Genomic DNA, 24136 nt, shown 5'->3' with positions numbered 1-24136 from the left:
TCATGCGTCGTATTTTATCAGTTCTGCTGGAGAACGAATCCGGCGCATTATCCCGTGTCGTCGGCCTGTTTTCACAGCGTGGCTACAACATTGAAAGCCTGACCGTGGCACCGACCGACGATCCTACGCTGTCGCGGATGACCATTCAGACGGTGGGCGATCAGAAAGTGCTGGAGCAGATTGAAAAGCAGCTGCACAAGCTGGTGGACGTACTGCGCGTCACCGAGCTGGGGCAGGGAGCCTATGTTGAACGCGAAATCATGCTGGTGAAGATTCAGGCCAGCGGTTATGGCCGCGAAGAGGTGAAGCGTAACGCCGAGATCTTCCGTGGTCAGATCATCGACGTGACTCCGACGCTGTACACGGTTCAGCTGGCCGGCACCAGCGACAAACTGGACGCCTTCCTGAGTACCGTCCGCGATGTCGCGGAAATTGTTGAAGTGGCGCGTTCCGGTATCGTGGGTGTTTCACGGGGCGATCGTATCATGCGTTAATTACGCTGCGGCATCATCAATCCTCACCTAACCCGGCGAAATGCCGGGTTTTTTTATTTTTTATGCGCCAGGCGGGTTACATTCAGAAAAGCGGTTGCTCCGCGCACTTTTCTGCTGTTAGATGATAGACATGAGTTATCCATAGCTTAACTGCGGCTATTTGTGCCGTAAAAGCGGATTTGATGGTGGGGTTATCGTGAAACTGGATGAAATTGCGCGTTTGGCAGGCGTGTCGCGCACCACGGCCAGTTATGTGATCAACGGCAAAGCGCGGCAGTATCGTGTCAGCGACAAGACCGTTGAGAAAGTCATGGCGGTGGTACGTGAGCATAATTATCACCCCAATGCGGTGGCTGCCGGGCTGCGTGCCGGGCGTACGCGCTCTATTGGGTTAGTGATTCCGGATCTGGAAAATACCAGTTATACCCGTATTGCGAACTATCTTGAGCGACAGGCGCGTCAGCGCGGCTATCAGCTGCTGATTGCCTGTTCTGAAGATCAACCCGACAACGAGATGCGCTGCATTGAACATCTGTTACAGCGTCAGGTCGATGCGATCATCGTCTCCACCTCGCTACCGCCTGAGCATCCCTTTTATCAGCGCTGGATCAACGATCCTCTTCCAATTATCGCGCTAGACCGCGCGCTGGATCGCGAACATTTCACCAGCGTAGTGGGTGCCGATCAGGACGATGCGCAGACGCTGGCCGCTGAACTGCGTCAGCTGGAAGTTAAAAATGTGCTGTTCCTCGGCGCGTTACCTGAGCTGTCAGTGAGTTTCCTGCGCGAGATGGGATTCCGCGATGCCTGGAAAGACGATCCCCGTCCCATTGACTATATCTACTGCAACAGCTTCGAACGCACCGCTGCTGCGGCACTGTTTGAGAAATACCTTGAAGAACACCCGATGCCGGAGGCGCTGTTTACCACCTCATTTGGTCTGCTGCAGGGGGTAATGGATGTGACGCTGAAACGAGACGGCCGCCTGCCGACTGAGCTGGCGATTGCCACCTTTGGCGACCACGAATTACTGGACTTTCTTGAGTGTCCGGTACTGGCGGTCGGTCAGCGTCATCGCGACGTGGCAGAGCGCGTGCTGGAATTAGTTCTAGCCTCGCTGGACGAACCCAGAAAACCAAAACCGGGTTTAACCCGCATCCGCCGTAATTTATACCGTCGCGGACAATTAAGCCGAAGAGTTAAATGATTAACGGGCAGTATTACACTGCCCGCCCATTTTATTTCGCAATTTAACTGATTAAATAAACAGGTCGACGTAAAAAAGCGTAAATTCTGCTCATCAAATCTAACAAAGCAAAAAGACTTATCTTTATTATCTGCTTACAACTTCAACAAACTTCCTTTCCCGCCTGGCCTGAAGCTGCTGGGCTTCCTTTCGGAAATCCCCTAAAATGCCGCCGCTGTCTCAGAAACCGAGATAAATATTTAGCCCTTTACATTGTTTCATTTTTAGTCGTTTTTTTCCGGGCTCTTTTTTTTATTCAGGTATTCATTGGCTTAATTTTTACTTCCCTCTTTTATTCGATTATATCGTCGCCAGACTTTAATTCTGCGCCTTGTAAAGAGTGATATTCAACTGCCGCTCCGGCTTGACAAGGATTTCATGGGATCCTTAAACTCGTTTCGTGGTAAAAAGTGGGATAAAGTGGCGTAAATGGGTGATGAGGAGAAGAGACTGGCATGTTCCGCGGAGCAACGTTAGTCAATCTCGACAGCAAAGGGCGGCTCGCCGTACCCACGCGATATCGCGATTTGCTGATTGGGGAGTCTCAGGGGCAGATGGTCTGTACCATCGACCTCCACCAGCCATGCCTGTTGCTTTATACCCTGCCCGAATGGGAAATCATTGAAAAAAAGCTGGCACGCCTTTCCAGTATGAATCCACTTGAGCGCCGCGTGCAGCGTTTGCTGCTGGGGCATGCCAGTGAATGTCAGATGGACAATGCGGGCCGCCTGCTGCTGGCGAATACGCTTCGGCAGCACGCAAAATTAACTAAAGAAGTGATGCTGGTTGGACAGTTCAATAAGTTTGAGCTGTGGGATGAACAGACCTGGTATCAACAAGTCAGGGACGATATTGACGCAGAACAGTCGGCTCAGGAGCCTTTATCTGAGCGGTTGCAGGACTTGTCGCTATAGCTATGCAGGAAAATTTCAAACATACCACCGTGCTGTTGGATGAGGCGGTTAACGGCCTCAATATCAGGGAAGACGGTATTTACATCGACGGCACATTTGGTCGTGGTGGCCATTCACGCCTGATTCTTTCGCAACTGGGAGAGAAGGGAAAGCTGATCGCCATCGATCGTGATCCGCAAGCTATCGCCGCTGCCGCAGAGATCACCGACCCGCGTTTTTCAATTATTCATGGTCCTTTTTCCGCGCTGGCAGAGTATGTCTCTGAACGGGAGTTAGTCGGAAAAATTGACGGCATTTTGCTGGATCTGGGGGTTTCATCGCCGCAGCTGGATGACGCCGAACGTGGCTTCTCCTTTATGCGTGACGGGCCGCTGGATATGCGTATGGACCCTTCGCGCGGTCACTCTGCCGCAGAATGGCTGCTGCACGCGGAAGAAGCGGATATCGCTTTCGTCCTGAAGACCTACGGTGAAGAGCGGTTCGCTAAACGTATTGCCCGGGCCATTGTCGAGCGCAACCGCGAGCAGCCGATGACCCGCACCCGTGAGCTGGCTGAAGTTATCTCCGTCGCCATGCCGGTGAAAGATAAGTTTAAGCATCCGGCCACGCGCAGCTTCCAGGCGATTCGTATCTGGATTAACAGCGAACTGGAAGAGATCGACATTGCACTGAAAGGCGCTGTTGAAGTGCTGGCACCGCAGGGTCGTCTTTCTGTTATCAGCTTCCATTCACTGGAAGATCGGCTGGTGAAGCGCTTTATGCGCGATCAGAGTCGTGGGCCGCAGGTGCCGCCAGGGATTCCCATGACTGAACATCAGCTGCGAGCCCTGGGGGGACGTGAACTAAAGTTGCTGGGCAAAATGTCGCCGGGTGACGCTGAAGTCTCTGAGAACCCACGTGCGCGCAGCTCAGTATTACGTATCGCGGAGAAAACTGACGAATGATCGGTAATGAGCGTCACAGCCTGCCTGCCGTCATCGGTGGGGATCTGCTGCGAAAGGGCAAGATTCCGGTGCTGTTGCTGATCGCTGTGGTGGTGTCTGCCGTGCTGGTGGTGACCACTACCCATAAAACACGACTGTTAACCGCGCAACGCGAACAGCTGGTGCTGGAGCGTGACGCACTGGATATCGAGTGGCGTAACCTGATTCTGGAAGAGAATGCGCTGGGCGATCACAGCCGTGTTGAACGCATCGCCACCGAGAAGCTGCAGTTGCAGCACGTTGATCCTTCACAAGAAAATATCGTGGTGCAGAAATAAGGACCTCAGATAGCGAATGAGCGGCACAGGCAGAACGCTGAAGTTGAAGAAACCGGAAGATAAAGCCAGCTTTGTAAGCTGGCGTTTTGCGTTGCTGTGCGGCTGTATTTTACTGGCGCTGGGTGGATTGCTGTCACGTGTTGCCTGGCTGCAGGTGATCAATCCTGGCAAGCTGGTCAAAGAGGGCGATCTGCGCTCGCTGCGTGTTCAGGCGGTTCCCACCTCGCGCGGGATGATCAGCGATCGCGCCGGACGTCCGCTAGCCGTCAGTGTACCGGTTAATGCCATCTGGGCTGATCCAAAAGAGCTGCACGCGGGTGGCGGCGTCACGCTGGACAGCCGCTGGAAGGCGCTGTCCGACGCACTCTCTATTCCCCTTGATCAACTGGCAGCGCGCGTCAATGCCAATCCCAAAGGCCGCTTTGTCTATCTGGCGCGCCAGGTCAATCCAGCGATCGGCGAATACGTCAAAAAACTCAAACTTCCCGGTATTCATCTGCGCGAAGAGTCGCGCCGTTACTATCCTGCCGGGCAGGTTACCTCCCATCTGATTGGCTTTACCAACATCGACGGCCAGGGCATCGAAGGCATTGAGAAGAGCTTTGATAAGTGGCTGACCGGTGCCCCGGGCGAGCGGACGGTGCGCAAAGACCGCTACGGTCGCGTCATTGAAGACATCTCTTCAGTAGACAGTCGCGCAGCCCATAACCTGACTCTGAGCATTGATGAGCGCTTACAGGCGCTGGTCTACCGTGAACTGAATAACGCAGTAGCCTTCAACAAAGCGGAATCGGGTACGGCGGTGCTGGTGGATGTGAATACCGGTGAAGTGCTGGCGATGGCCAACAGCCCGGCTTACAACCCGAACAATCTCGGCAACACGCCAAAAGATCTGATGCGTAACCGCGCCATCACCGACATTTTCGAACCTGGCTCGACCGTGAAGCCGATGGTGGTCATGGCGGCGCTGCAACGCGGCGTAGTCAGAGAGAATAGCGTCCTGAATACCGTACCGTACCGCGTCAATGGTCATGAAATCAAAGACGTGGCGCGCTACAACGAATTGACCCTGACAGGGGTTTTACAGAAGTCGAGTAACGTCGGTGTTTCACGTCTGGCGTTAGCGATGCCTTCCTCAGCGCTGGTAGAAACTTACGCGCGCTTTGGACTGGGCAAACCGACCAATTTGGGGCTGGTCGGGGAAAGCAGTGGCTTATACCCTAAAAAACAACGGTGGTCTGACATAGAGAGGGCCACCTTCTCTTTCGGCTACGGGCTAATGGTAACGCCGTTACAGTTAGCGCGAGTCTACGCAACGATTGGCAGCTATGGCATTAATCGCCCGCTGTCGATCACCAAAGTGGATCCGCCCGTCGCGGGACAACGCGTTTTCGATGAGTCACTGGTGAAAACCGTGATGCACATGATGGAAAGTGTGGCGCTGCCGGGTGGCGGTGGTGTCAAAGCGGCAATCAAGGGCTATCGCATTGCGATAAAAACCGGTACGGCGAAAAAAGTCGGGCCGGACGGACGCTACGTCAATAAATACATTGCCTATACCGCAGGCGTTGCGCCTGCCAGTCATCCCCGATTCGCGCTGGTGGTGGTGATCAACGATCCCCAGGCCGGCAAGTATTACGGCGGTGCGGTTTCTGCACCGGTGTTTGGTGCCATCATGGGCGGCGTACTGCGCACCATGAATATCGAGCCGGACGCATTACCGACGACCAATGACAAGAATGAGTTGGTGACTAACAGAAGTGAGGAAACAAGTGACAGATCGTAACCTGCGCGACTTACTCGGCCCCTGGGTGCCAGGCGCGCCGGCGCGCCCACTGCGCGACATGACACTGGATAGCCGCATTGCGGCTTCTGGCGATCTGTTTGTCGCTGTTGCAGGCCATCAGGTCGATGGGCGCCGTTTCATTCCGCAGGCGATTGCTCAGGGCGTCGCTGCCGTGGTGGCTGAAGCTGAAGGCGAAGCGGCCGACGGCGAAATCCGTGAAATGCACGGCGTACCAGTTATCTATCTGACGCAGTTGAATCAGCGTCTGTCGGCCTTAGCTGGCCGTTTTTATCAGCAGCCTGGCGAGAAGCAGACGCTGATTGGCGTCACCGGCACCAACGGTAAAACCACCACTACCCAGTTGCTGGCGCAGTGGGCGACGCTGCTGGGTGAAACCAGCGCGGTAATGGGCACCGTCGGCAATGGGCTGGTGGGGCACTTATCTGCTGCTGAAAATACCACCGGTTCAGCGGTTGATGTTCAGCATCTGCTGCACGATCTGGCTGAAAAAGGGGCGACCCTGACCGCAATGGAAGTCTCGTCACACGGACTGGTTCAGCATCGCGTCGCTGCGTTGCCGTTTGCTGCGGCGGTCTTCACCAACCTCAGTCGCGATCACCTTGATTACCACGGTGATATGCAGAGCTATGAGTCCGCTAAATGGCTGCTTTTTTCTGAGCATCAGGTCGGACAGGCGATTCTTAACGCTGATGACGAAATCGGTCGTCGCTGGCTGGCGCGCTTACCGGATGCCGTTGCAGTCACCATGGAAGATAACCTCCAGCCGGGCTGCCACGGCCGCTGGCTGAAAGCCGATGCGGTGGAGTACCACGATAACGGTGCGCACATCCGTTTCAGCTCCAGCTGGGGTAATGGCGAAATCAACAGTCCGCTGATGGGCGCGTTCAACGTCAGCAATCTGATGCTGGCACTGGCAACGCTGCTGTCGCTGGATTATCCGCTGGCGACGCTCATCAGCGTTGCGCCACAGTTGCAGCCGGTTAACGGGCGTATGGAAGTGTTCAGCACCGCAGGAAAACCGACGGTCGTGGTGGATTATGCCCATACGCCAGATGCGCTGGAAAAAGCGCTGGAAGCGGCACGGCTGCATTGCAAAGGCAAACTGTGGTGCCTGTTTGGCTGCGGCGGCGATCGTGATAAGGGCAAACGCCCGTTAATGGGTGCGATTGCTGAGCAATATGCCGATGTGGTGGTTATTACCGACGACAATCCGCGCAGCGAAGATCCGCAGGCGATTGTAAAAGATATTCTGACCGGTTTGCTGGATCCAGGCCGCGCCCGTGTGGTGTCTGGTCGTGCGCAAGCGGTCACTAACACCATTATGCAGGCACAGCACGACGATATCGTGCTGGTGGCCGGTAAAGGCCACGAAGATTATCAGATCATTGGCAACCGCCGTCTCGACTATTCCGATCGTGCCACAGTTGCGGCACTGCTGGGAGGCGCAGCATGATTCCGGTTTCATTAAAGACTCTGGCGGAGATCACCGGCGGTACGCTGCACGGAAGCGATTTAACCCTGAGCGACGTGACCACCGATACCCGCAAAGTGATGGCGGGCAGCCTGTTTGTTGCGCTGGTGGGCGAACGTTTTGATGCCCACGACTTCGCTGAAGATGCGATTGCCAGTGGCGCGCAGGCGCTACTGGTCAGTAAGCACTTACCTGTCGCGGTACCTCAGGTGATGGTTGAAGATACCCGTATAGCCTTTGGCCGACTGGGTGCCTGGGTTCGTCAGCAGTCGACCGCCCGCGTAGTGGCGCTGACCGGTTCGTCCGGCAAAACGTCGGTTAAAGAGATGACGGCGGCGATTCTGCGTCAGTGCGGCGAAACGCTCTACACCGCAGGCAATCTCAACAACGATTATGGCGTGCCGATGACGCTGCTGCGTCTGACCGAAGAACATCAGTATGCGGTTATCGAGCTTGGCGCTAATCATCAGGGCGAAATCGCCTATACCACCGACCTGGTTAAACCGGAAAGTGCGCTGGTGAATAACCTGGCTGCGGCCCATCTGGAAGGCTTTGGTTCGCTGGCGGGCGTCGCTAAAGCTAAAGGTGAGATCTTCCAGGGCTTACCGGCTAATGGCATTGCGATTCTCAACGAGGAGAGCAACGACTGGCCAAACTGGCAGACCACGCTGCAGGATAAAACCGTGTGGCGCTTCTCGCCGCAGGCGGCAGAGTGTGATTTCTCTGCCCGTGATATCCGCATTGCGCAGGAGGGCACCCATTTTGTGATGAAGACACCGCGTGGCGAGGCTGAGATCGTGCTGCCGTTGCCGGGTCGGCATAACATCGCCAACGCACTGGCTGCGGCGGCACTGGCCCTGTCAGTGGATGCCCCGCTTAGCGCCGTTCAGCAGGGGCTGAAAAACCTGCAGTCGGTGCCAGGTCGCCTGTTCCCGGTGCGCCTCTCTGCGCATCAGCTGCTTCTGGATGACAGCTACAACGCTAACGTCGGATCGATGACCGCCGCCGTCCAGGTCCTGTCAGAAATGCCTGGCTACCAGGTGCTGGTCGCAGGTGATATGGCGGAACTGGGTGACGAGACCGAAAAATGTCACCGCGAAATCGGTGAAGCGGCACGCGACGCAGGCATCGATCGCGTGCTGAGTTGCGGAAAATTCAGCCATTTCATCAGTGAAAGCAGCGAAGTTGGTGAACATTTCAGCGATAAGACAGCGCTGACTGAACGTTTGCGTCAGTTGTTGTCCGAACACTCAGAAATTACCGTCCTGATTAAAGGCTCACGTAGTGCCGCCATGGAGCAGGTAGTACAGAGCTTAAAGGAGAAAGGAACATGTTAGTTTGGCTGGCCGAGCATCTGGTCGCTTTTTATTCAGGCTTCAACGTCTTTTCCTATCTGACGTTTCGCGCCATTGTCAGCCTGCTGACTGCACTATTTATCTCTCTCTGGATGGGGCCGCGTCTGATTGCGTGGCTGCAGAAATTACAGATTGGCCAGGTTGTCCGTAACGATGGCCCGGAATCGCATTTCAGTAAGCGCGGGACGCCTACGATGGGCGGCATCATGATTCTGACCTCCATCACCATTTCGGTGCTGATGTGGGCGTATCCGTCAAATCCGTATGTCTGGTGCGTGCTGTTTGTGTTAATCGGCTTTGGCATCATCGGCTTTGTCGATGACTACCGCAAAGTGGTGCGCAAAGATACCAAGGGCCTGATTGCTCGCTGGAAATATTTCTGGATGTCGGTGATCTCGCTGGGCGTTGCGTTCGGGCTTTATGCGGCAGGCAAAGATACCCCCGCAACCCAACTGGTGGTGCCATTTTTCAAAGATATCATGCCCCAGTTAGGACTGTTTTATGTGCTGCTGGCCTATTTTGTGATTGTCGGAACGGGTAACGCGGTCAATCTGACCGATGGCCTGGATGGTCTGGCGATTATGCCAACCGTCTTCGTTGCCGCGGGCTTTGCGCTGGTTGCCTGGGCAACCGGTAACGTGAAGTTTGCTGAATATCTTCATATTCCCTATCTGCGTCATGCCGGTGAGCTGGTAATTGTCTGTACCGCCATCGTCGGGGCAGGGCTGGGCTTCCTGTGGTTCAACACCTATCCGGCTCAGGTTTTTATGGGCGACGTCGGTTCGCTGGCTTTAGGCGGCGCGCTGGGAACCATCGCGGTATTACTACGTCAGGAATTTTTACTGGTGATCATGGGCGGCGTGTTTGTGGTTGAAACGCTGTCGGTGATCCTGCAGGTGGGATCGTTTAAGTTGCGCGGCCAGCGTATTTTCCGCATGGCGCCGATCCATCACCACTATGAACTCAAGGGCTGGCCGGAACCGCGCGTCATTGTGCGCTTCTGGATTATTTCGCTAATGCTGGTGCTGATTGGCCTGGCCACGCTGAAGGTGCGTTAATCATGGCTGACTATCGGGGTAGAAAAGTCGTCATCATCGGACTGGGCCTTACGGGGCTTTCCTGTGTTGATTTCTTTTTAGCGCAGGGCGTAACGCCTCGCGTGATGGACACCCGTGTCTCGCCGCCGGGGCTGGATAAATTGCCCGGGCAGGTTGAACGTCACCTGGGCGGCATCAACGGCGACTGGCTGCTGGCGGCCGATCTGATTGTTGCCAGCCCAGGCGTCGCGCTCTCGCATCCGATCCTTAGCGAAGCCGTCGAAGCCGGAATCGAAATCGTCGGTGACATTGAGCTGTTCTGCCGCGAGGCGCAGGCCCCTATCGTGGCGATCACTGGCTCCAACGGTAAAAGCACCGTTACAACGCTGGTGGGAGAGATGGCGAAAGCCGCAGGCTGGCAGGTAGGCGTCGGCGGCAATATCGGTCTGCCTGCGCTGAGTCTTCTGCAATCACCAGCGCAACTTTATGTACTGGAACTCTCCAGCTTCCAGCTTGAGACCACTTACAGTCTGAAAGCGGCTGCGGCAACCGTGCTCAACGTCAGCGAAGATCATATGGATCGCTATCCGTTGGGTATGCAGCAGTATCGCGCCGCCAAGCTGCGGATCTATGAGAATGCACAGATCTGCATCGTTAACGCCGATGACGCGCTGACAATGCCGGTACGCGGTGCAGATACTCGCTGTGTCAGCTTTGGTGTCGATTTCGGTGACTACCACCTGAACAAGCAGCAGGGCAGTATCTGGCTGCGGGTCAAGGGTGAGAAAGTCCTGAACACCGCTGAAATGAAGATGACAGGACAGCACAACTATACCAACGCTCTGGCTGCGCTTGCGCTGGCTGATGCGGTGGGCCTGCCACGCGCTTCAAGCCTGGCGGCCTTAACGCACTTCAACGGTCTGGCGCATCGCTTCCAGCTGGTCCATGAGCATCAGGGCGTGCGCTGGATTAATGACTCAAAAGCAACCAACGTCGGCAGCACCGAAGCAGCGCTGAATGGTCTGCAGGTGAAGGGAACGCTGTGGCTGCTGATGGGTGGTGATGGTAAGTCAGCCGATTTTACGCCGCTGATCCCCTGGCTACAGAGCGACAATGTGCGCCTGTATTGCTTTGGCCGCGACGGCGATGAGCTGGCCGCGCTGCGTCCTGACATCGCCGTGCGCACTGAAACCCTGCGCGAGGCGATGGAGCAGATCGCGCCGCAGGTTAAAGCAGGCGATATGGTTCTGCTGTCGCCGGCCTGCGCCAGCCTTGACCAGTTCCGTAACTTTGAGCAGCGCGGTGAGCAGTTCGCGCAACTGGCGAAGGAGCTGAGCTGATGCGTATTCCTGGTGCCGGACTGGCAGGATATTTCTCAGGACGCCTGAAAGACTGGGTCATGGGCGCACGCGAAAGTGATGACTCTTCGCTGGTGCTTTATGACCGCACACTGTTATGGCTGACGCTGGGCCTGGCGGTGATTGGTTTTGTGATGGTGACGTCGGCCTCAATGCCGGTGGGTCAGCGTCTGAATAACGATCTCTTCTACTTCGCCAAGCGTGACGCCTTCTACATCGTGCTGGCTTTGGGTATGGCGCTGGTCACGCTGCGGGTGCCGATGGACTTCTGGCAGCGCTACAGCAACGTGATGCTGATGGTCACCGTGGCGATGCTGCTGATCGTTCTGGTAGTCGGTAGCTCGGTTAACGGTGCATCGCGCTGGATTGCACTGGGTCCACTGCGTATTCAGCCTGCGGAGCTGTCAAAGCTTTCCCTGTTCTGCTATCTCGCCAGTTACCTGGTGCGCAAAGTGGAAGAGGTGCGTAACAACTTCTGGGGCTTCTGTAAGCCGATGGGCGTGATGGTCGTGCTGGCGGTGTTACTGCTGGCACAGCCGGACCTTGGTACGGTGGTTGTGCTGTTTGTAACTACGCTGGCAATGCTGTTTCTGGCGGGTGCCAAGCTGTGGCAGTTCATGGCCATCATCGGCTCCGGCATCTTTGCCGTGATTCTGCTGATCATTGCAGAACCCTACCGTATGCGCCGAGTGACGTCGTTCTGGAACCCGTGGGAAGATCCCTTTGGTAGCGGCTACCAGCTGACGCAGTCACTAATGGCATTTGGCCGGGGTGAATTCTGGGGGCAGGGACTCGGTAACTCCGTGCAAAAGCTGGAATATCTGCCGGAAGCGCATACCGACTTTATTTTCGCCATCATCGGGGAAGAACTCGGCTACGTCGGTGTGGTAATGGCACTTTTAATGGTATTCTTCGTCGCTTTTCGTGCGATGTCGATTGGCCGTCGTGCTCTGGAACTGGATCAGCGTTTTTCCGGCTTTTTAGCCTGTTCAATTGGTGTCTGGTTCAGCTTCCAGGCGCTGGTTAACGTCGGGGCTGCCGCCGGTATGTTACCGACCAAAGGTCTGACCTTACCGCTGATCAGTTACGGTGGGTCGAGTCTGATTATTATGTCGACCGCCATCGTCTTTTTATTACGCATAGATTATGAAACGCGCCTGGCGAAAGCGCAGGCGTTTACCCGAGGTGGTCGATGAGCGGTAAGCGATTGATGGTGATGGCAGGCGGAACCGGCGGACATGTCTTCCCCGGTCTGGCTGTCGCCCATCATCTGATGAAACAGGGTTGGCAGGTTCGCTGGCTAGGCACCGCCGACCGTATGGAAGCCGATCTGGTGCCAAAGCATGGCATCGACATCGACTTCATCCGTATCAGCGGGTTACGCGGGAAAGGCATGAAAGCGCTGCTGCTTGCACCGCTGCGCATCTTCAATGCATGGCGTCAGGCGCGTCGCATCATGAAAGCCTGGAAGCCAGATGTGGTGCTGGGCATGGGCGGCTACGTTTCTGGTCCTGGCGGCTTAGCAGCCTGGAGCTGCGGTATTCCGGTTGTGCTGCATGAGCAGAACGGCATTGCCGGCCTGACCAACAAATGGCTGGCGAAAATCGCCACCAAAGTTTTGCAGGCGTTTCCGGGCGCGTTTCCCACCGCCGACGTGGTAGGAAATCCGGTTCGCACTGATGTTCTGGCCCTGTCTTTACCCGCGCAACGTCTGGCGGATCGTCATGGCCCGATTCGGGTGCTGGTGATTGGTGGAAGTCAGGGCGCACGGATACTGAACCAGACGCTGCCGCAAGTTGCGGCACTGATGGGTGATGAGATCACGCTGTGGCATCAGACCGGTAAAGGGGCATTGCCCGAAGCAGAGAAAGCGTATCAGCAGGTCGGTCAGACGCAGCATAAGGTCACCGAGTTTATTGATGATATGGCTGCTGCCTACGCATGGGCTGATGTGGTGGTATGTCGCTCCGGCGCGTTAACCGTGAGCGAAGTCGCTGCCGCTGGTTTACCGGCGATTTTTGTGCCGTTTCAGCACAAAGATCGCCAGCAGTACTGGAACGCGCTGCCGCTGGAGAAAGCGGGCGCCGCCAGAATTTTTGAGCAGCCGCAATTTACTGCGGAGGCTGTAGCGGATCAGCTACGCCACTGGGATCGTGCAACACTGCTGACGATGGCTGAACAGGCCCGTCAGGTGGCGATTCCCGATGCGACTGAACGGGTCGCTCTGGAAGTGGCTCGCGCCGCAAAGTAATCATTCCGGTCAGCGCGTCTGACCTGTACCCGGGCTGGGTACAAACTGAAATAGCAGGTAACAGAGAGCGATGAATACACAACAATTGGCAAAACTGCGTTCTATCGTGCCCGAGATGCGTCGCGTCCGGCACATCCATTTTGTCGGCATCGGCGGTGCTGGCATGGGCGGTATTGCCGAAGTGTTAGCAAATGAAGGCTACCATATCAGTGGTTCAGATCTGGCCCCTAACCCGGTGACGCAGAACCTGATTGCGCTGGGTGCCACCATTTATTTTAACCATCGCCCCGAAAACGTGACCGATGCCAGCGTGGTGGTCGTTTCCAGCGCTGTTTCACAGGATAACCCTGAACTGGTGGCGGCACGCGAACAGCGTATCCCGGTGATCCGTCGTGCGGAGATGCTGGCCGAACTGATGCGTTTCCGTCACGGCATCGCCGTCGCGGGTACGCATGGCAAAACGACGACCACGGCGATGGTGTCGAGTATTTATGCGGAAGCGGGTCTCGATCCGACCTTCGTTAATGGCGGACTGGTTAAAGCAGCAGGCACCCATGCCCGTCTGGGTAACAGCCGGTATCTGATTGCTGAAGCGGATGAGAGCGATGCATCGTTCCTGCATCTGCAGCCGATGGTGGCGATTGTGACCAACATCGAAGCTGACCATATGGACACCTATCAGGGCGATTTTGAGAACCTGAAACAGACGTTTATTAACTTCCTGCACAACCTGCCGTTTTACGGTCGTGCGGTGATGTGTGTGGATGATGCGGTTATTCGTGACCTGATCCCACGCGTGGGCCGTCATATCACCACGTACGGTTTCAGTGACGATGCGGATCTGCGCATTGAAAATTACGAGCAGAGTGGCGCGCAGGGGCATTTCCTTCTGATTCGTCAGGACAAAGCGCCACTGCAGATTACGCTGAACGCGCCGGGTCGCCACAACGCCCTGAATGCGGCAGCCGCTGTCGCCGTCGCCACTGAAGAGGGCATTGAAGACAATGCTATCCTGGCTGCGCTGGAGAGTTTCCAGGGCACGGGACGTCGCTTTGATTTGTTGGGTGAATTCCCGACCGAGCCGGTAAACGGACAGCCGGGCACTGCGATGCTGGTGGATGATTACGGTCATCACCCAACCGAAGTGGACGCGACGATTAAAGCCGCGCGCGCAGGCTGGCCGGATAAAAAACTGGTGATGGTGTTTCAGCCGCACCGTTACAGCCGTACCCGCGATCTGTTTGATGATTTCGCTAACGTGCTGTCGCATGTCGATGTGTTGCTGATGCTGGATGTTTACTCCGCCGGTGAGACCGCGATTCCCGGCGCTGACAGCCGTTCGCTGTGCCGTGCCATTCGTAACCGGGGCAAGGTCGATCCGATTCTGGTGCCGGAACATGACGAACTGCCGGAGATGCTGGCACCGCTGCTGTCAGGCAATGACCTGATTCTGGTGCAGGGTGCAGGTAACGTCGGCAAGGTTGCCCGCAAGCTGGCGGACACTAAGCTCCAGCCGGAACGCAAAGCGGAGGATCGTCATGGCGGATAAAGTTGCAGTATTAATGGGCGGCACCTCGGCAGAGCGCGAGGTTTCACTCAACTCGGGTCAGGCTGTGATAGCCGGATTGCGGGAAATGGGCATTGATGCGCATGGCATCGATACCCGCGATGTCTCCGTGCTGACGCTGAAAGAGCAGGGATTCAACAAAGCCTTTATCGCACTGCATGGCCGGGGCGGTGAAGATGGCACGATGCAGGCGGTGCTGGAGTTCCTGCAACTGCCTTACACCGGCAGCGGCGTGATGGCATCGGCGGTGACTATGGATAAGCTGCGCACCAAACTGCTTTGGCAGGGTCGCGGTTTACCGTCAGGAAAGTTTGTCTGGCTAACGCGTCAGCAGTTTGATGCCGGGCTGGATGAAGAGAATATTGCGGTGATTGCAGCGCTTGGCCTGCCATTATTTGTGAAGCCAGCCTGTGAAGGCTCCAGCGTGGGCATCAGTCGGGTTAACGATCTGAGCGCGCTGCCGGCAGCACTGGAGATGGCGTTTAAGTACGACAATGACGTACTGGTCGAGGCGTTTCTCAGCGGCGCGGAGTACACCGTCGCGATTGTGGGCGATCGCATTCTGCCCTCAATTGAAATAAAGAGCGCCAGCGAGTTCTATGACTATGAAGCTAAATACATTTCTGACGATACTCAGTACGTCTGTCCGGCCGACTTAAGCGCTGAACGTGAAGCTGAATTGCAGCAGCTGGTGCTGGCGGCCTGGCGTGCTCTGGGGTGTCGTGGCTGGGGACGGGTTGATGTGATGACCGACGGGGAAGGGCGCTTTCAGTTACTGGAAGCCAATACCTCGCCGGGCATGACCAGCCATAGCCTGGTTCCTATGGCAGCGAAACAGGCGGGCATGAGCTTCCCGCAGCTGGTTGCTCATATTCTGGAGCTGGCCGACTGATATGTCACAGGCGGCGATGAGAGTTCGAAACCGTGAACCGCAGGAGCGTATTCGCACCGGGCGCAGTAACGGAGCCCGACTGTTCGGCATTTTTTTCCTGCTGATCGTTATCGGGATTATGGTTGCTGGCGGGCTGGTGGTGCTTAAGTGGATGAACGATGCATCCCGGCTGCCGTTGTCAAAACTGGTGGTGACAGGACAGACGCACTACACCACTCACGACGATATTCGTCAGGCGATTTTGTCGCTGGGTCCGCCTGGGACTTTTATGTCTCAGAACGTGGACATCCTGCAGCAGCAGATTGAGCGACTGCCGTGGATTAAGCAGGTCAGCGTGCGTAAGCAGTGGCCGGACGAACTAAAGATTCATCTGGTGGAGTACACGCCGGTGGCGCGCTGGAACGATTTGCATATGGTGGACGCTGAGGGTAACGCCTTTAGCGTACCTGCCAGTCATGTCGGCAAAGAGACACTGCCGATGTTGTATGGGCCAGAAGGGAGTGAGAAAGAGGTCCTGGCGGGCTATCACAGCATGGATGATGTGCTGAAAGCCCGGAAGTTTACCCTGAAGGTGGCGTCGATGACGGCGCGTCGTTCATGGCAGTTGGTCACCAGCGATGATGTACGTATCGAACTGGGACGCAGCGACACCATGAAACGACTGAATCGCTTTATTGAGCTCTACCCGGTGCTGCAACAGCAAGGTCAGAACGAGAGCAAACGTATCAGCTACGTGGATTTGCGATACGACTCTGGCGCTTCTGTTGGCTGGACACCGGTCGTGATGGAGCCACAGGACAGTAATCAGCAACAGAACCAGGCACAGGCTAAACAACAATGATCAAGGCAACGGACAGAAAACTGGTAGTTGGACTCGAAATCGGCACTGCGAAGGTTGCCGCCCTGGTTGGGGAAATTCTGCCCGATGGTATGGTCAACATTATTGGGGTGGGCAGCTGTCCTTCCCGTGGTATGGATAAAGGTGGCGTAAACGACCTTGAGTCGGTGGTGAAATGCGTTCAGCGCGCCATCGATCAGGCTGAGCTGATGGCAGATTGCCAGATCTCCTCCGTCTACCTTGCTTTATCGGGCAAACATATCAGTTGTCAGAACGAAATCGGGATGGTTCCGATTTCGGAAGAGGAAGTGACTCAGGATGATGTAGAGAACGTCGTACATACCGCCAAATCGGTGAGAGTACGTGACGAGCATCGCATTCTGCACGTGATTCCTCAGGAATATGCCATCGACTATCAGGAAGGGATTAAGAATCCGGTCGGGCTTTCCGGCGTGCGTATGCAGGCGAAAGTGCACCTGATCACTTGCCACAACGACATGGCGAAGAACATCGTTAAAGCCGTTGAGCGTTGCGGGCTGAAAGTGGATCAGCTGATTTTTGCCGGTCTCGCCTCCAGTTTTGCTGTTCTGACTGAAGACGAACGTGAGCTGGGCGTGTGTGTTGTCGATATTGGTGGCGGTACAATGGACATAGCCGTATATACCGGCGGCGCTTTACGGCACACTAAGGTGATTCCTTATGCAGGCAACGTGGTCACCAGCGATATCGCCTATGCGTTTGGTACACCGCCAACGGACGCTGAGGCAATCAAAGTGCGCCATGGTTGCGCGCTGGGCTCGATTGTCGGCAAAGATGAGAACGTTGAAGTGCCAAGTGTGGGTGGACGTCCACCGCGCAGCCTGCAACGTCAGACGCTGGCGGAAGTAATTGAGCCGCGTTACACCGAACTTTTGAATCTGGTCAATGACGAGATTCTGCAGTTACAGGAACAACTGCGTCAGCAGGGCGTAAAGCATCACTTAGCCGCAGGCATTGTCCTGACCGGTGGTGCAGCGCAAATCGAAGGACTGGCGGCCTGTGCGCAACGCGTATTCCATACGCAGGTGCGTATCGGACAGCCGCTGAATATTACCGGCCTGACTGACTATGCGCAGGAATCGTACTACTCCACTGCCGTGGGACTGTTGCATTACGGCAAAGAGTCGCACATGAACGGTGATGCAGAGACCGAAAAACGGGTCTCAGTAGGTAACTGGTTCAAGCGTATTAACAGTTGGTTAAAAAAAGAGTTTTAATTTTTGTGAAAGGGGATCATGCTGTTTTCTTTAGTGATCTCCAGGCGACAGGCACATAACGGAGAGAAATCATGTTTGAACCTATGGAATTAACCAACGACGCGGTGATTAAAGTCATCGGCGTCGGTGGCGGCGGCGGTAACGCCGTAGAGCACATGGTACGCGAACGTATCGAAGGTGTGGAATTCTTTGCTGTGAATACCGACGCGCAAGCGCTGCGTAAAACAGCTGTTGGCCAGACTATTCAGATCGGTAATAACATTACCAAAGGTCTGGGTGCGGGTGCGAACCCGGAAGTAGGCCGTAACTCTGCAGAAGAAGATCGCGAAGCACTGCGGGCTGCGCTGGAAGGGGCAGACATGGTCTTCATCGCAGCAGGCATGGGCGGCGGTACCGGTACTGGTGCAGCACCTGTGGTCGCTGAAGTGGCCAAGGATCTCGGTATCCTGACGGTGGCGGTTGTCACTAAGCCGTTCAACTTCGAAGGCAAAAAGCGCATGGCGTTTGCCGAGCAGGGGATCGCTGAACTCTCTAAGCATGTCGATTCACTGATCACCATTCCAAACGACAAGCTGCTGAAAGTGCTGGGCCGTGGTATCTCCCTGCTGGATGCATTTGGTGCTGCCAACGACGTGCTGAAAGGCGCAGTCCAGGGTATCGCTGAGCTGATCACCCGTCCGGGCCTGATGAACGTCGACTTTGCTGACGTGCGTACAGTCATGTCCGAAATGGGCTATGCGATGATGGGTTCAGGCGTTGCGTGCGGTGAAGATCGTGCGGAAGAAGCGGCTGAAATGGCAATCTCCAGCCCACTGCTGGAAGATATCGACCTGTCAGGCGCGCGTGGCGTGCTGGTCAACATTACTGCGGGCTTCGACCTGCGTCTGGATGAGTTCGAGACCGTGGGTAACACTATCCGCGCCTTCGCCTCTGACAATGCGACCGTGGTAATCGGTACTTCGCTTGATCCGGAAATGAATGACGAACTGCGCGTCACTGTGGTGGCAACCGGTATCGGCATGGACAAGCGTCCGGAAATCACGCTGGTCACCAACAAGCCAGCCAGTCAGCCAGTGATGGATCATCGCTACCAGCAGCACGGTATGTCACCACTGCCGCAGGAGCAGAAGCCTGCTGCCAAAGTCGTTAACGACCCGGCTGCGCAGTCGAACAAAGAGCCTGACTATCTTGATATTCCGGCCTTTTTACGTAAGCAGGCCGACTAGGATTAACCCTATAATTGGGATTCTCCGCTCTTTGTGCTAAAGTGTCTGTCCGCTGGTAAAGTATACTGGCGGTCGGAAAGGTGATATTGCGAGATAATACGATGATCAAACAAAGGACATTAAAACGTATTGTTCAGGCGACTGGTGTCGGTTTACATACCGGCAAAAAAGTCACACTGACATTACGCCCTGCGTCGGCTAATACCGGGGTCATCTATCGTCGCACCGACTTGAATCCACCGGTAGATTTTCCGGCTGATGCAAAATACGTGCGCGACACCATGCTGAGTACCTGCCTGGTGAATGATGAAGGCGTGCGTATTTCAACGGTTGAACACCTCAATGCCGCCCTGGCGGGTCTGGGTATCGACAACATTATTGTTGAAGTCGATGCGCCGGAAATCCCGATCATGGATGGCAGCGCAGCACCGTTTATCTATCTGCTGATGGATGCGGGCATCGAGCAGCTCAACAGCGCGAAGAAATTTGTGCGTGTTAAGCAGACCGTGCGTGTGGAAGAGGGTGACAAATGGGCCGAGATCAAACCGTATAACGGCTTCTCGCTTGATTTCACCATCGACTTCAAACACCCGGCCATCGATTCCAGCTCACAGCGTTATGCGATGAACTTCTCTGCTGACGCCTTTGTTCGTCAAATCAGCCGGGCGCGTACATTTGGCTTTATGCGTGAAATCGAATATCTGCAGTCTAAAGGCCTGTGCCTGGGCGGTAGCTTAGATTGTGCGATAGGTCTGGATGATTTCCGCGTACTGAATGAAGAAGGTCTGCGTTTTGAAGACGAGTTTGTCCGTCACAAAATGCTGGACGCGATTGGCGACTTGTTTATGTGTGGTCACAACATCATTGGCGCATTCACTGCGTTCAAATCAGGCCACGCGCTGAACAACAAGTTGCTGCAAGCGGTTCTGGCTAAGCAGGAAGCCTGGGAATGGGCAACCTTCGAAGACGAAGCTGAACTGCCAGTGGCATTCAAAGCACCGAATCTGGTTCTGGCTTAACTACCCCAGAACGTGAAACGGCTGGTTATGCTGACACCCTCTCCGGTCAGCGGCACCAGCCGTTTTTTTATTGCCTTCCATAACACACCTGATGATTGCGACCTCACTCGCAAAGCGTTGTCTGTTCTGCTGAATTGCTGAACAATCACACGCGTTTTCTCATGTCGCCACTTTAAACCCAGGTGTGGATGCCCCACATTAATGTTACTATCTGTGGCGCTTTTACAGGCCGAAATCCGTTGCGGCTCGCGGCGGGTACACGAAAACAAGAGCGCAACAGAGCGTGCGCGATGGAAAGGTTGTGATCGGGATTCTTCAGCGCTGGCGACAATTAGGTAGACGCTATTTCTGGCCCCATCTCCTGTTAGGGATGGTAGCGGCCAGCTTTGGCCTGCCAGCCTGTGCGCAAAGCTCCGAACTCAACGCGTCTTCTGAATCTCCGACCAGCAGTCTCTTTCTTGGTCCTGCCACACGCTTTGATCATTTAATCCGGCTTCAGGAAGCATCCCGACGCCCGAGCTTCAACGTGGATTACTGGCATCAGCACGCCATCCGCACCGTTATTCGTCACCTCTCTTTCACGCTGGCGCCCCAGGCGCAGGCGGAGCAACAACAGTTACCGCTGGCGGCCCAAAAGCTGGCGCTGATCGACTCTCTGCATAATTTACTGACATCCCATTCTGCGCTGCATACCGCACCGCAGCAGATGACAACACCGCCTCTCTTTATGGCCGTTACCCGCTCATGGGTTGAATGGCATGCCAGCGTGCATGGCATACGCGCCGGACCCGCCCGATTGTTCTGCTAATAGTATTGGTTTTACTCACTCTGTTTAGATTTAGCAGTCCGGAATGCTCCGGCTGAATTGAGAATATATTTATTATGTTTAGCAAAATATTAACCAAGGTTTTTGGTAGCAGTAACGATCGTACGCTGCGTCGTATGCGCAAAGTGGTAGACGTCATCAATAAGATGGAGCCCGATTTTGAGAAGCTCTCAGACGATGAGCTGAAAGCCAAAACCGACCTGTTCCGTGAGCGCCTGAAAAAAGGTGAAACGCTGGAAAGTCTGATTCCGGAAGCGTTCGCTACTGTGCGTGAAGCGAGTAAACGTGTGTTCGGGATGCGTCACTTCGACGTGCAGCTGATCGGCGGCATGGTGCTGAACGACCGCTGCATCGCTGAGATGCGTACCGGTGAAGGTAAAACCCTGACCGCAACGCTACCAGCCTACCTGAATGCGCTGTCTGGCAAAGGCGTTCATGTGGTGACCGTCAACGACTATCTGGCACAGCGTGATGCGGAAAACAACCGTCCACTGTTTGAGTTCCTGGGTTTAAGCATTGGTATCAACATGTCGGGCCTGCCGGCTGTGGCGAAGCGTGAAGCATACGCAGCAGACATTACCTACGGCACCAACAACGAATATGGCTTCGACTACCTGCGCGACAACATGGCTTTCAGTCCGGAAGAGCGCGTACAGCGTAAACTGCACTATGCGCTGGTAGATGAGGTCGACTCCATCCTGATCGATGAAGCGCGTACACCGCTGATCATCTCCGGTCCTGCAGAAGACAGTTCTGATCTCTACACCAAAGTGAACAAGATCATCCCTCACCTTGTTCGCCAGGATAAAGAAGATACCGAAACCCATCAGGGTGAAGGCGACTTCTGGGTCGATGAGAAAGCACGTCAGGCTCACATGTCTGAGCGTGGTCTGGTGAAAGTGGAAGAGCTGCTGGTCAGCCAGGGCATCATGGAAGCGGGCGAGTCACTCTACTCACCGACCAACATCATGCTGATGCACCACGTCACTGCGGCGCTGCGTGCGCACGCACTCTTTACCCGCGATGTTGATTACATCGTGAAAGATGGCGAAGTGGTGATTGTTGATGAACACACCGGCCGTACCATGCAGGGGCGTCGCTGGTCAGATGGTCTGCATCAGGCGATTGAAGCGAAAGAAGGCGTAGAGATCCAGAACGAGAACCAGACGCTGGCCTCAATTACCTTCCAGAACTACTTCCGTATTTACGAGAAGCTGGCCGGTATGACCGGTACCGCCGATACCGAAGCGTTCGAGTTCAGCTCTATTTACAAGCTCGACACCATTGTCGTGCCGACTAACCGTCCGATGGTGCGTAAAGATCTGGCTGACCTGGTCTACATGACAGAGAAAGAGAAGATCGATGCGATTATTGAAGATATCCGTGAGCGTACAGCCAATGGTCAGCCAGTGCTGGTGGGGACCATCTCGATTGAAAAATCAGAAGTGGTCTCTAACGAACTGACCCGCGCCGGTATCAAACATAACGTCCTGAACGCCAAATTCCACGCCCGCGAAGCGGACATCGTGGCGCAGGCTGGCCAGCCAGGTGCGGTCACTATCGCGACCAACATGGCCGGACGTGGTACGGACATTATGCTGGGCGGTAGCTGGCACGCTGAAGTGGCCGAACTGGAAGAGCCAACTGAAGCACAAATCGAAGAGATCAAAGCGGCCTGGCAGATTCGTCATGATGCGGTTCTGGCGTCAGGTGGCTTGCACATCGTCGGTACTGAACGTCACGAATCACGTCGTATCGATAACCAGCTGCGTGGTCGTGCAGGTCGTCAGGGTGACGCCGGTTCTTCACGCTTCTACCTGTCGATGGAAGATGCGCTGATGCGTATTTTCGCCTCAGACCGCGTCTCAAATATGATGCGTAAACTGGGCATGAAGCCAGGCGAAGCGATTGAGCACCCGTGGGTGACTAAAGCGATTGCCAACGCGCAGCGTAAAGTTGAAAGCCGTAACTTCGATATTCGTAAGCAGCTGCTGGAATATGATGATGTGGCTAACGACCAGCGTCGCGCGATCTACAGTCAGCGTAATGAGCTGCTGGATGTATCTGACGTGAGCGAAACCATCAACAGCATTCGCCATGATGTCTATAAAGTCACCATCGATACCTACATCCCGCCACAGTCGCTGGAAGAAATGTGGGACGTGCCAGGCCTGGAAGAGCGTCTGCGTACTGACTTCGATCTGAACCTGCCGATTGCAGAGTGGCTGGATAAAGAGCCTGACCTGCATGAAGAAGTGCTGCGTGAGCGAATCATGACTCATGCTATGGAAAGCTACGCTGAGAAAGAAGAGATCGTTGGTGCGGAAATGATGCGCAACTTTGAAAAAGGCGTGATGCTGCAGACGCTGGATTCATTGTGGAAAGAGCATCTGGCAGCGATGGACTATCTGCGTCAGGGTATCCATCTGCGCGGCTATGCGCAGAAAGATCCGAAGCAGGAGTACAAGCGTGAATCCTTCGCCATGTTTGCCGCGATGCTTGAATCACTGAAATATGAAGTGATCAGTACGCTGAGCAAAGTGCAGGTGCGCATGCCAGAAGAAGTTGAAGCGATGGAGCAACAACGTCGCGAAGAAGCTGAACGTCTGGCACAGCAACAGCAACTGAGCCATGTAGAAGAAGATCTGCTGGCATCAGAACCTGTGGCGGAGCAGAGTGGCGAACGCAAAGTTGGCCGCAACGATCCTTGCCCATGTGGTTCCGGTAAAAAGTTTAAGCAGTGTCATGGCCGCATCGCCTGAGACTGAATGCTGATAAAAAAGGAGCCGCTGGCTCCTTTTTTTATGGTCTCTGCCAGCGCAGTAAGTGCGCCAGCGCTGAGCTAAAGCGGTTAACTTCCGCGACGGCATGCTCTAAAATCAGCCTTCATTCACCTATTACTACCGGATAGTCTCCATGAAGCACCTGCAGGTTGCAGTTGGCATCATTCGCAATGCCAATAAACAAATTTTCCTTACCCAGCGCGCCGCGACCTCTTACATGGCGAACAAGTGGGAGTTTCCTGGCGGTAAGATTGAAGCGGGCGAAAGCGCCGAACAAGGACTGATAAGAGAACTCCAGGAAGAGACCGGCATTGAAGTCACCGAGGCTCGCCCGATTGGTCATGCAGACCACAGCTATGACGATCTGCGCGTGACGCTGCATTTCTTTCTGGTTGAAGGATGGAAAGGTGAGCCGTGGGGTAAAGAGGGTCAGCCGCAGCGTTGGGTTGATCAGCATGCACTGGTGGCAGAGGAGTTTCCGCCCGCGAATCATCAGCTGATTGCGCGTCTGGTCGCAGGCGAACTCTGAGCAGAT

The 24136-nt window shown here is 55.1% G+C and carries 21 protein-coding genes; all 21 read left to right on the top strand.

Features of this window, described 5'->3' with window-relative positions; translation table 11 throughout:
* Positions 1 to 2 precede the first annotated feature (2 nt).
* The 21 genes from ilvN (at position 3) to mutT (ending at position 24130) form a co-directional block, all read left to right on the top strand.
* Positions 3 to 494, top strand: coding sequence for an acetolactate synthase small subunit (ilvN, locus tag AC2LB6_RS07895; RefSeq protein ID WP_003854770.1), 492 nt, complete (start codon positions 3 to 5; stop codon positions 492 to 494).
* 196 nt (positions 495 to 690) lie between these two features.
* Positions 691 to 1701 (top strand): catabolite repressor/activator, encoded by a 1011-nt coding sequence (gene cra / locus AC2LB6_RS07890; RefSeq protein ID WP_179897648.1) that lies wholly within the window; start codon positions 691 to 693, stop codon positions 1699 to 1701.
* A gap of 494 nt (positions 1702 to 2195) precedes the next feature.
* A complete protein-coding gene (gene mraZ / locus AC2LB6_RS07885) occupies positions 2196 to 2654 on the top strand; it encodes a division/cell wall cluster transcriptional repressor MraZ (protein WP_009092149.1) in 459 nt (152 codons plus the stop codon).
* Positions 2655 to 2656: 2 nt separating this feature from the next.
* Entirely contained in the window at positions 2657 to 3598 is a 942-nt protein-coding gene (gene rsmH, locus AC2LB6_RS07880; RefSeq protein WP_090964246.1) for a 16S rRNA (cytosine(1402)-N(4))-methyltransferase RsmH, read from the top strand.
* On the top strand, positions 3595 to 3915 hold the full coding sequence (ftsL, locus tag AC2LB6_RS07875; RefSeq protein ID WP_003854764.1) for a cell division protein FtsL: 321 nt from the start codon (positions 3595 to 3597) through the stop codon (positions 3913 to 3915). Before rsmH ends, ftsL begins: the two co-directional genes overlap by 4 nt.
* Before the next feature lie 16 nt (positions 3916 to 3931).
* Positions 3932 to 5701: a peptidoglycan glycosyltransferase FtsI gene (locus tag AC2LB6_RS07870; RefSeq protein ID WP_490093080.1), complete on the top strand. Its 1770-nt coding sequence runs from the start codon at positions 3932 to 3934 to the stop codon at positions 5699 to 5701.
* Entirely contained in the window at positions 5688 to 7175 is a 1488-nt protein-coding gene (gene murE, locus AC2LB6_RS07865) for a UDP-N-acetylmuramoyl-L-alanyl-D-glutamate--2,6-diaminopimelate ligase (RefSeq protein ID WP_490093079.1), read from the top strand. Before AC2LB6_RS07870 ends, murE begins: the two co-directional genes overlap by 14 nt.
* Positions 7172 to 8530 (top strand): UDP-N-acetylmuramoyl-tripeptide--D-alanyl-D-alanine ligase, encoded by a 1359-nt coding sequence (gene murF, locus AC2LB6_RS07860; protein ID WP_490093078.1) that lies wholly within the window; start codon positions 7172 to 7174, stop codon positions 8528 to 8530. The genes murE and murF overlap by 4 nt, the downstream gene beginning before the upstream one ends.
* Positions 8524 to 9606, top strand: a complete 1083-nt coding sequence (gene mraY, locus AC2LB6_RS07855) for a phospho-N-acetylmuramoyl-pentapeptide-transferase (RefSeq protein ID WP_003854755.1) — start codon at positions 8524 to 8526, stop codon at positions 9604 to 9606. Before murF ends, mraY begins: the two co-directional genes overlap by 7 nt.
* Positions 9607 to 9608: 2 nt before the next feature.
* A complete protein-coding gene (murD, locus tag AC2LB6_RS07850) occupies positions 9609 to 10925 on the top strand; it encodes a UDP-N-acetylmuramoyl-L-alanine--D-glutamate ligase (RefSeq protein WP_490093077.1) in 1317 nt (438 codons plus the stop codon).
* The gene (gene ftsW / locus AC2LB6_RS07845; protein WP_090964257.1) at positions 10925 to 12139 is read left to right on the top strand and encodes a cell division protein FtsW; all 1215 of its coding nucleotides are present in this window, start codon (positions 10925 to 10927) and stop codon (positions 12137 to 12139) included. Before murD ends, ftsW begins: the two co-directional genes overlap by 1 nt.
* On the top strand, positions 12136 to 13194 hold the full coding sequence (gene murG, locus AC2LB6_RS07840) for an undecaprenyldiphospho-muramoylpentapeptide beta-N-acetylglucosaminyltransferase (RefSeq protein WP_490093076.1): 1059 nt from the start codon (positions 12136 to 12138) through the stop codon (positions 13192 to 13194). The genes ftsW and murG overlap by 4 nt, the downstream gene beginning before the upstream one ends.
* A 70-nt stretch (positions 13195 to 13264) precedes the next feature.
* Positions 13265 to 14743 (top strand): UDP-N-acetylmuramate--L-alanine ligase, encoded by a 1479-nt coding sequence (gene murC, locus AC2LB6_RS07835; RefSeq protein WP_490093075.1) that lies wholly within the window; start codon positions 13265 to 13267, stop codon positions 14741 to 14743.
* Complete coding sequence (locus AC2LB6_RS07830) at positions 14733 to 15653, top strand: D-alanine--D-alanine ligase (RefSeq protein ID WP_490093074.1); 921 nt, start codon at positions 14733 to 14735, stop codon at positions 15651 to 15653. Before murC ends, AC2LB6_RS07830 begins: the two co-directional genes overlap by 11 nt.
* A 1-nt stretch (position 15654) precedes the next feature.
* Positions 15655 to 16494 (top strand): cell division protein FtsQ, encoded by an 840-nt coding sequence (gene ftsQ, locus AC2LB6_RS07825; protein ID WP_003854740.1) that lies wholly within the window; start codon positions 15655 to 15657, stop codon positions 16492 to 16494.
* On the top strand, positions 16491 to 17747 hold the full coding sequence (gene ftsA, locus AC2LB6_RS07820) for a cell division protein FtsA (protein WP_003854739.1): 1257 nt from the start codon (positions 16491 to 16493) through the stop codon (positions 17745 to 17747). Before ftsQ ends, ftsA begins: the two co-directional genes overlap by 4 nt.
* Before the next feature lie 71 nt (positions 17748 to 17818).
* The gene (gene ftsZ, locus AC2LB6_RS07815) at positions 17819 to 18973 is read left to right on the top strand and encodes a cell division protein FtsZ (protein WP_090964266.1); all 1155 of its coding nucleotides are present in this window, start codon (positions 17819 to 17821) and stop codon (positions 18971 to 18973) included.
* A 101-nt stretch (positions 18974 to 19074) separates the two neighbouring features.
* Positions 19075 to 19992, top strand: coding sequence for a UDP-3-O-acyl-N-acetylglucosamine deacetylase (gene lpxC, locus AC2LB6_RS07810; RefSeq protein WP_013356769.1), 918 nt, complete (start codon positions 19075 to 19077; stop codon positions 19990 to 19992).
* 301 nt (positions 19993 to 20293) lie between these two features.
* Positions 20294 to 20800 carry a secA translation cis-regulator SecM gene (gene secM / locus AC2LB6_RS07805; RefSeq protein ID WP_490093073.1) on the top strand — a complete coding sequence of 169 codons (507 nt, stop codon included), beginning with the start codon at positions 20294 to 20296 and terminating at the stop codon, positions 20798 to 20800.
* 74 nt (positions 20801 to 20874) lie between these two features.
* Positions 20875 to 23580, top strand: a complete 2706-nt coding sequence (gene secA / locus AC2LB6_RS07800) for a preprotein translocase subunit SecA (protein ID WP_136196539.1) — start codon at positions 20875 to 20877, stop codon at positions 23578 to 23580.
* 154 nt (positions 23581 to 23734) lie between these two features.
* Positions 23735 to 24130 carry an 8-oxo-dGTP diphosphatase MutT gene (gene mutT, locus AC2LB6_RS07795; protein ID WP_490093072.1) on the top strand — a complete coding sequence of 132 codons (396 nt, stop codon included), beginning with the start codon at positions 23735 to 23737 and terminating at the stop codon, positions 24128 to 24130.
* The last annotated feature ends 6 nt before the right edge of the window (positions 24131 to 24136 follow it).

Source organism: Pantoea sp. RCC30.1, assembly GCF_058148845.1.
This window is presented reverse-complemented; position numbering and strand designations above follow the sequence as displayed.

Coding starts and splice junctions, on each gene's coding strand:
- ilvN (WP_003854770.1), top strand. CDS start 3: ATGCGTCGTATTTTATCAGTTCTGCTGGAGAACGAATCCGGCGCATTA.
- ftsL (WP_003854764.1), top strand. CDS start 3,595: ATGATCGGTAATGAGCGTCACAGCCTGCCTGCCGTCATCGGTGGGGAT.
- murG (WP_490093076.1), top strand. CDS start 12,136: ATGAGCGGTAAGCGATTGATGGTGATGGCAGGCGGAACCGGCGGACAT.
- rsmH (WP_090964246.1), top strand. CDS start 2,657: ATGCAGGAAAATTTCAAACATACCACCGTGCTGTTGGATGAGGCGGTT.
- murD (WP_490093077.1), top strand. CDS start 9,609: ATGGCTGACTATCGGGGTAGAAAAGTCGTCATCATCGGACTGGGCCTT.
- lpxC (WP_013356769.1), top strand. CDS start 19,075: ATGATCAAACAAAGGACATTAAAACGTATTGTTCAGGCGACTGGTGTC.
- ftsQ (WP_003854740.1), top strand. CDS start 15,655: ATGTCACAGGCGGCGATGAGAGTTCGAAACCGTGAACCGCAGGAGCGT.
- murF (WP_490093078.1), top strand. CDS start 7,172: ATGATTCCGGTTTCATTAAAGACTCTGGCGGAGATCACCGGCGGTACG.
- ftsA (WP_003854739.1), top strand. CDS start 16,491: ATGATCAAGGCAACGGACAGAAAACTGGTAGTTGGACTCGAAATCGGC.
- AC2LB6_RS07830 (WP_490093074.1), top strand. CDS start 14,733: ATGGCGGATAAAGTTGCAGTATTAATGGGCGGCACCTCGGCAGAGCGC.
- ftsZ (WP_090964266.1), top strand. CDS start 17,819: ATGTTTGAACCTATGGAATTAACCAACGACGCGGTGATTAAAGTCATC.
- mraZ (WP_009092149.1), top strand. CDS start 2,196: ATGTTCCGCGGAGCAACGTTAGTCAATCTCGACAGCAAAGGGCGGCTC.
- AC2LB6_RS07870 (WP_490093080.1), top strand. CDS start 3,932: ATGAGCGGCACAGGCAGAACGCTGAAGTTGAAGAAACCGGAAGATAAA.
- mutT (WP_490093072.1), top strand. CDS start 23,735: ATGAAGCACCTGCAGGTTGCAGTTGGCATCATTCGCAATGCCAATAAA.
- secA (WP_136196539.1), top strand. CDS start 20,875: ATGTTTAGCAAAATATTAACCAAGGTTTTTGGTAGCAGTAACGATCGT.
- ftsW (WP_090964257.1), top strand. CDS start 10,925: ATGCGTATTCCTGGTGCCGGACTGGCAGGATATTTCTCAGGACGCCTG.
- murC (WP_490093075.1), top strand. CDS start 13,265: ATGAATACACAACAATTGGCAAAACTGCGTTCTATCGTGCCCGAGATG.
- mraY (WP_003854755.1), top strand. CDS start 8,524: ATGTTAGTTTGGCTGGCCGAGCATCTGGTCGCTTTTTATTCAGGCTTC.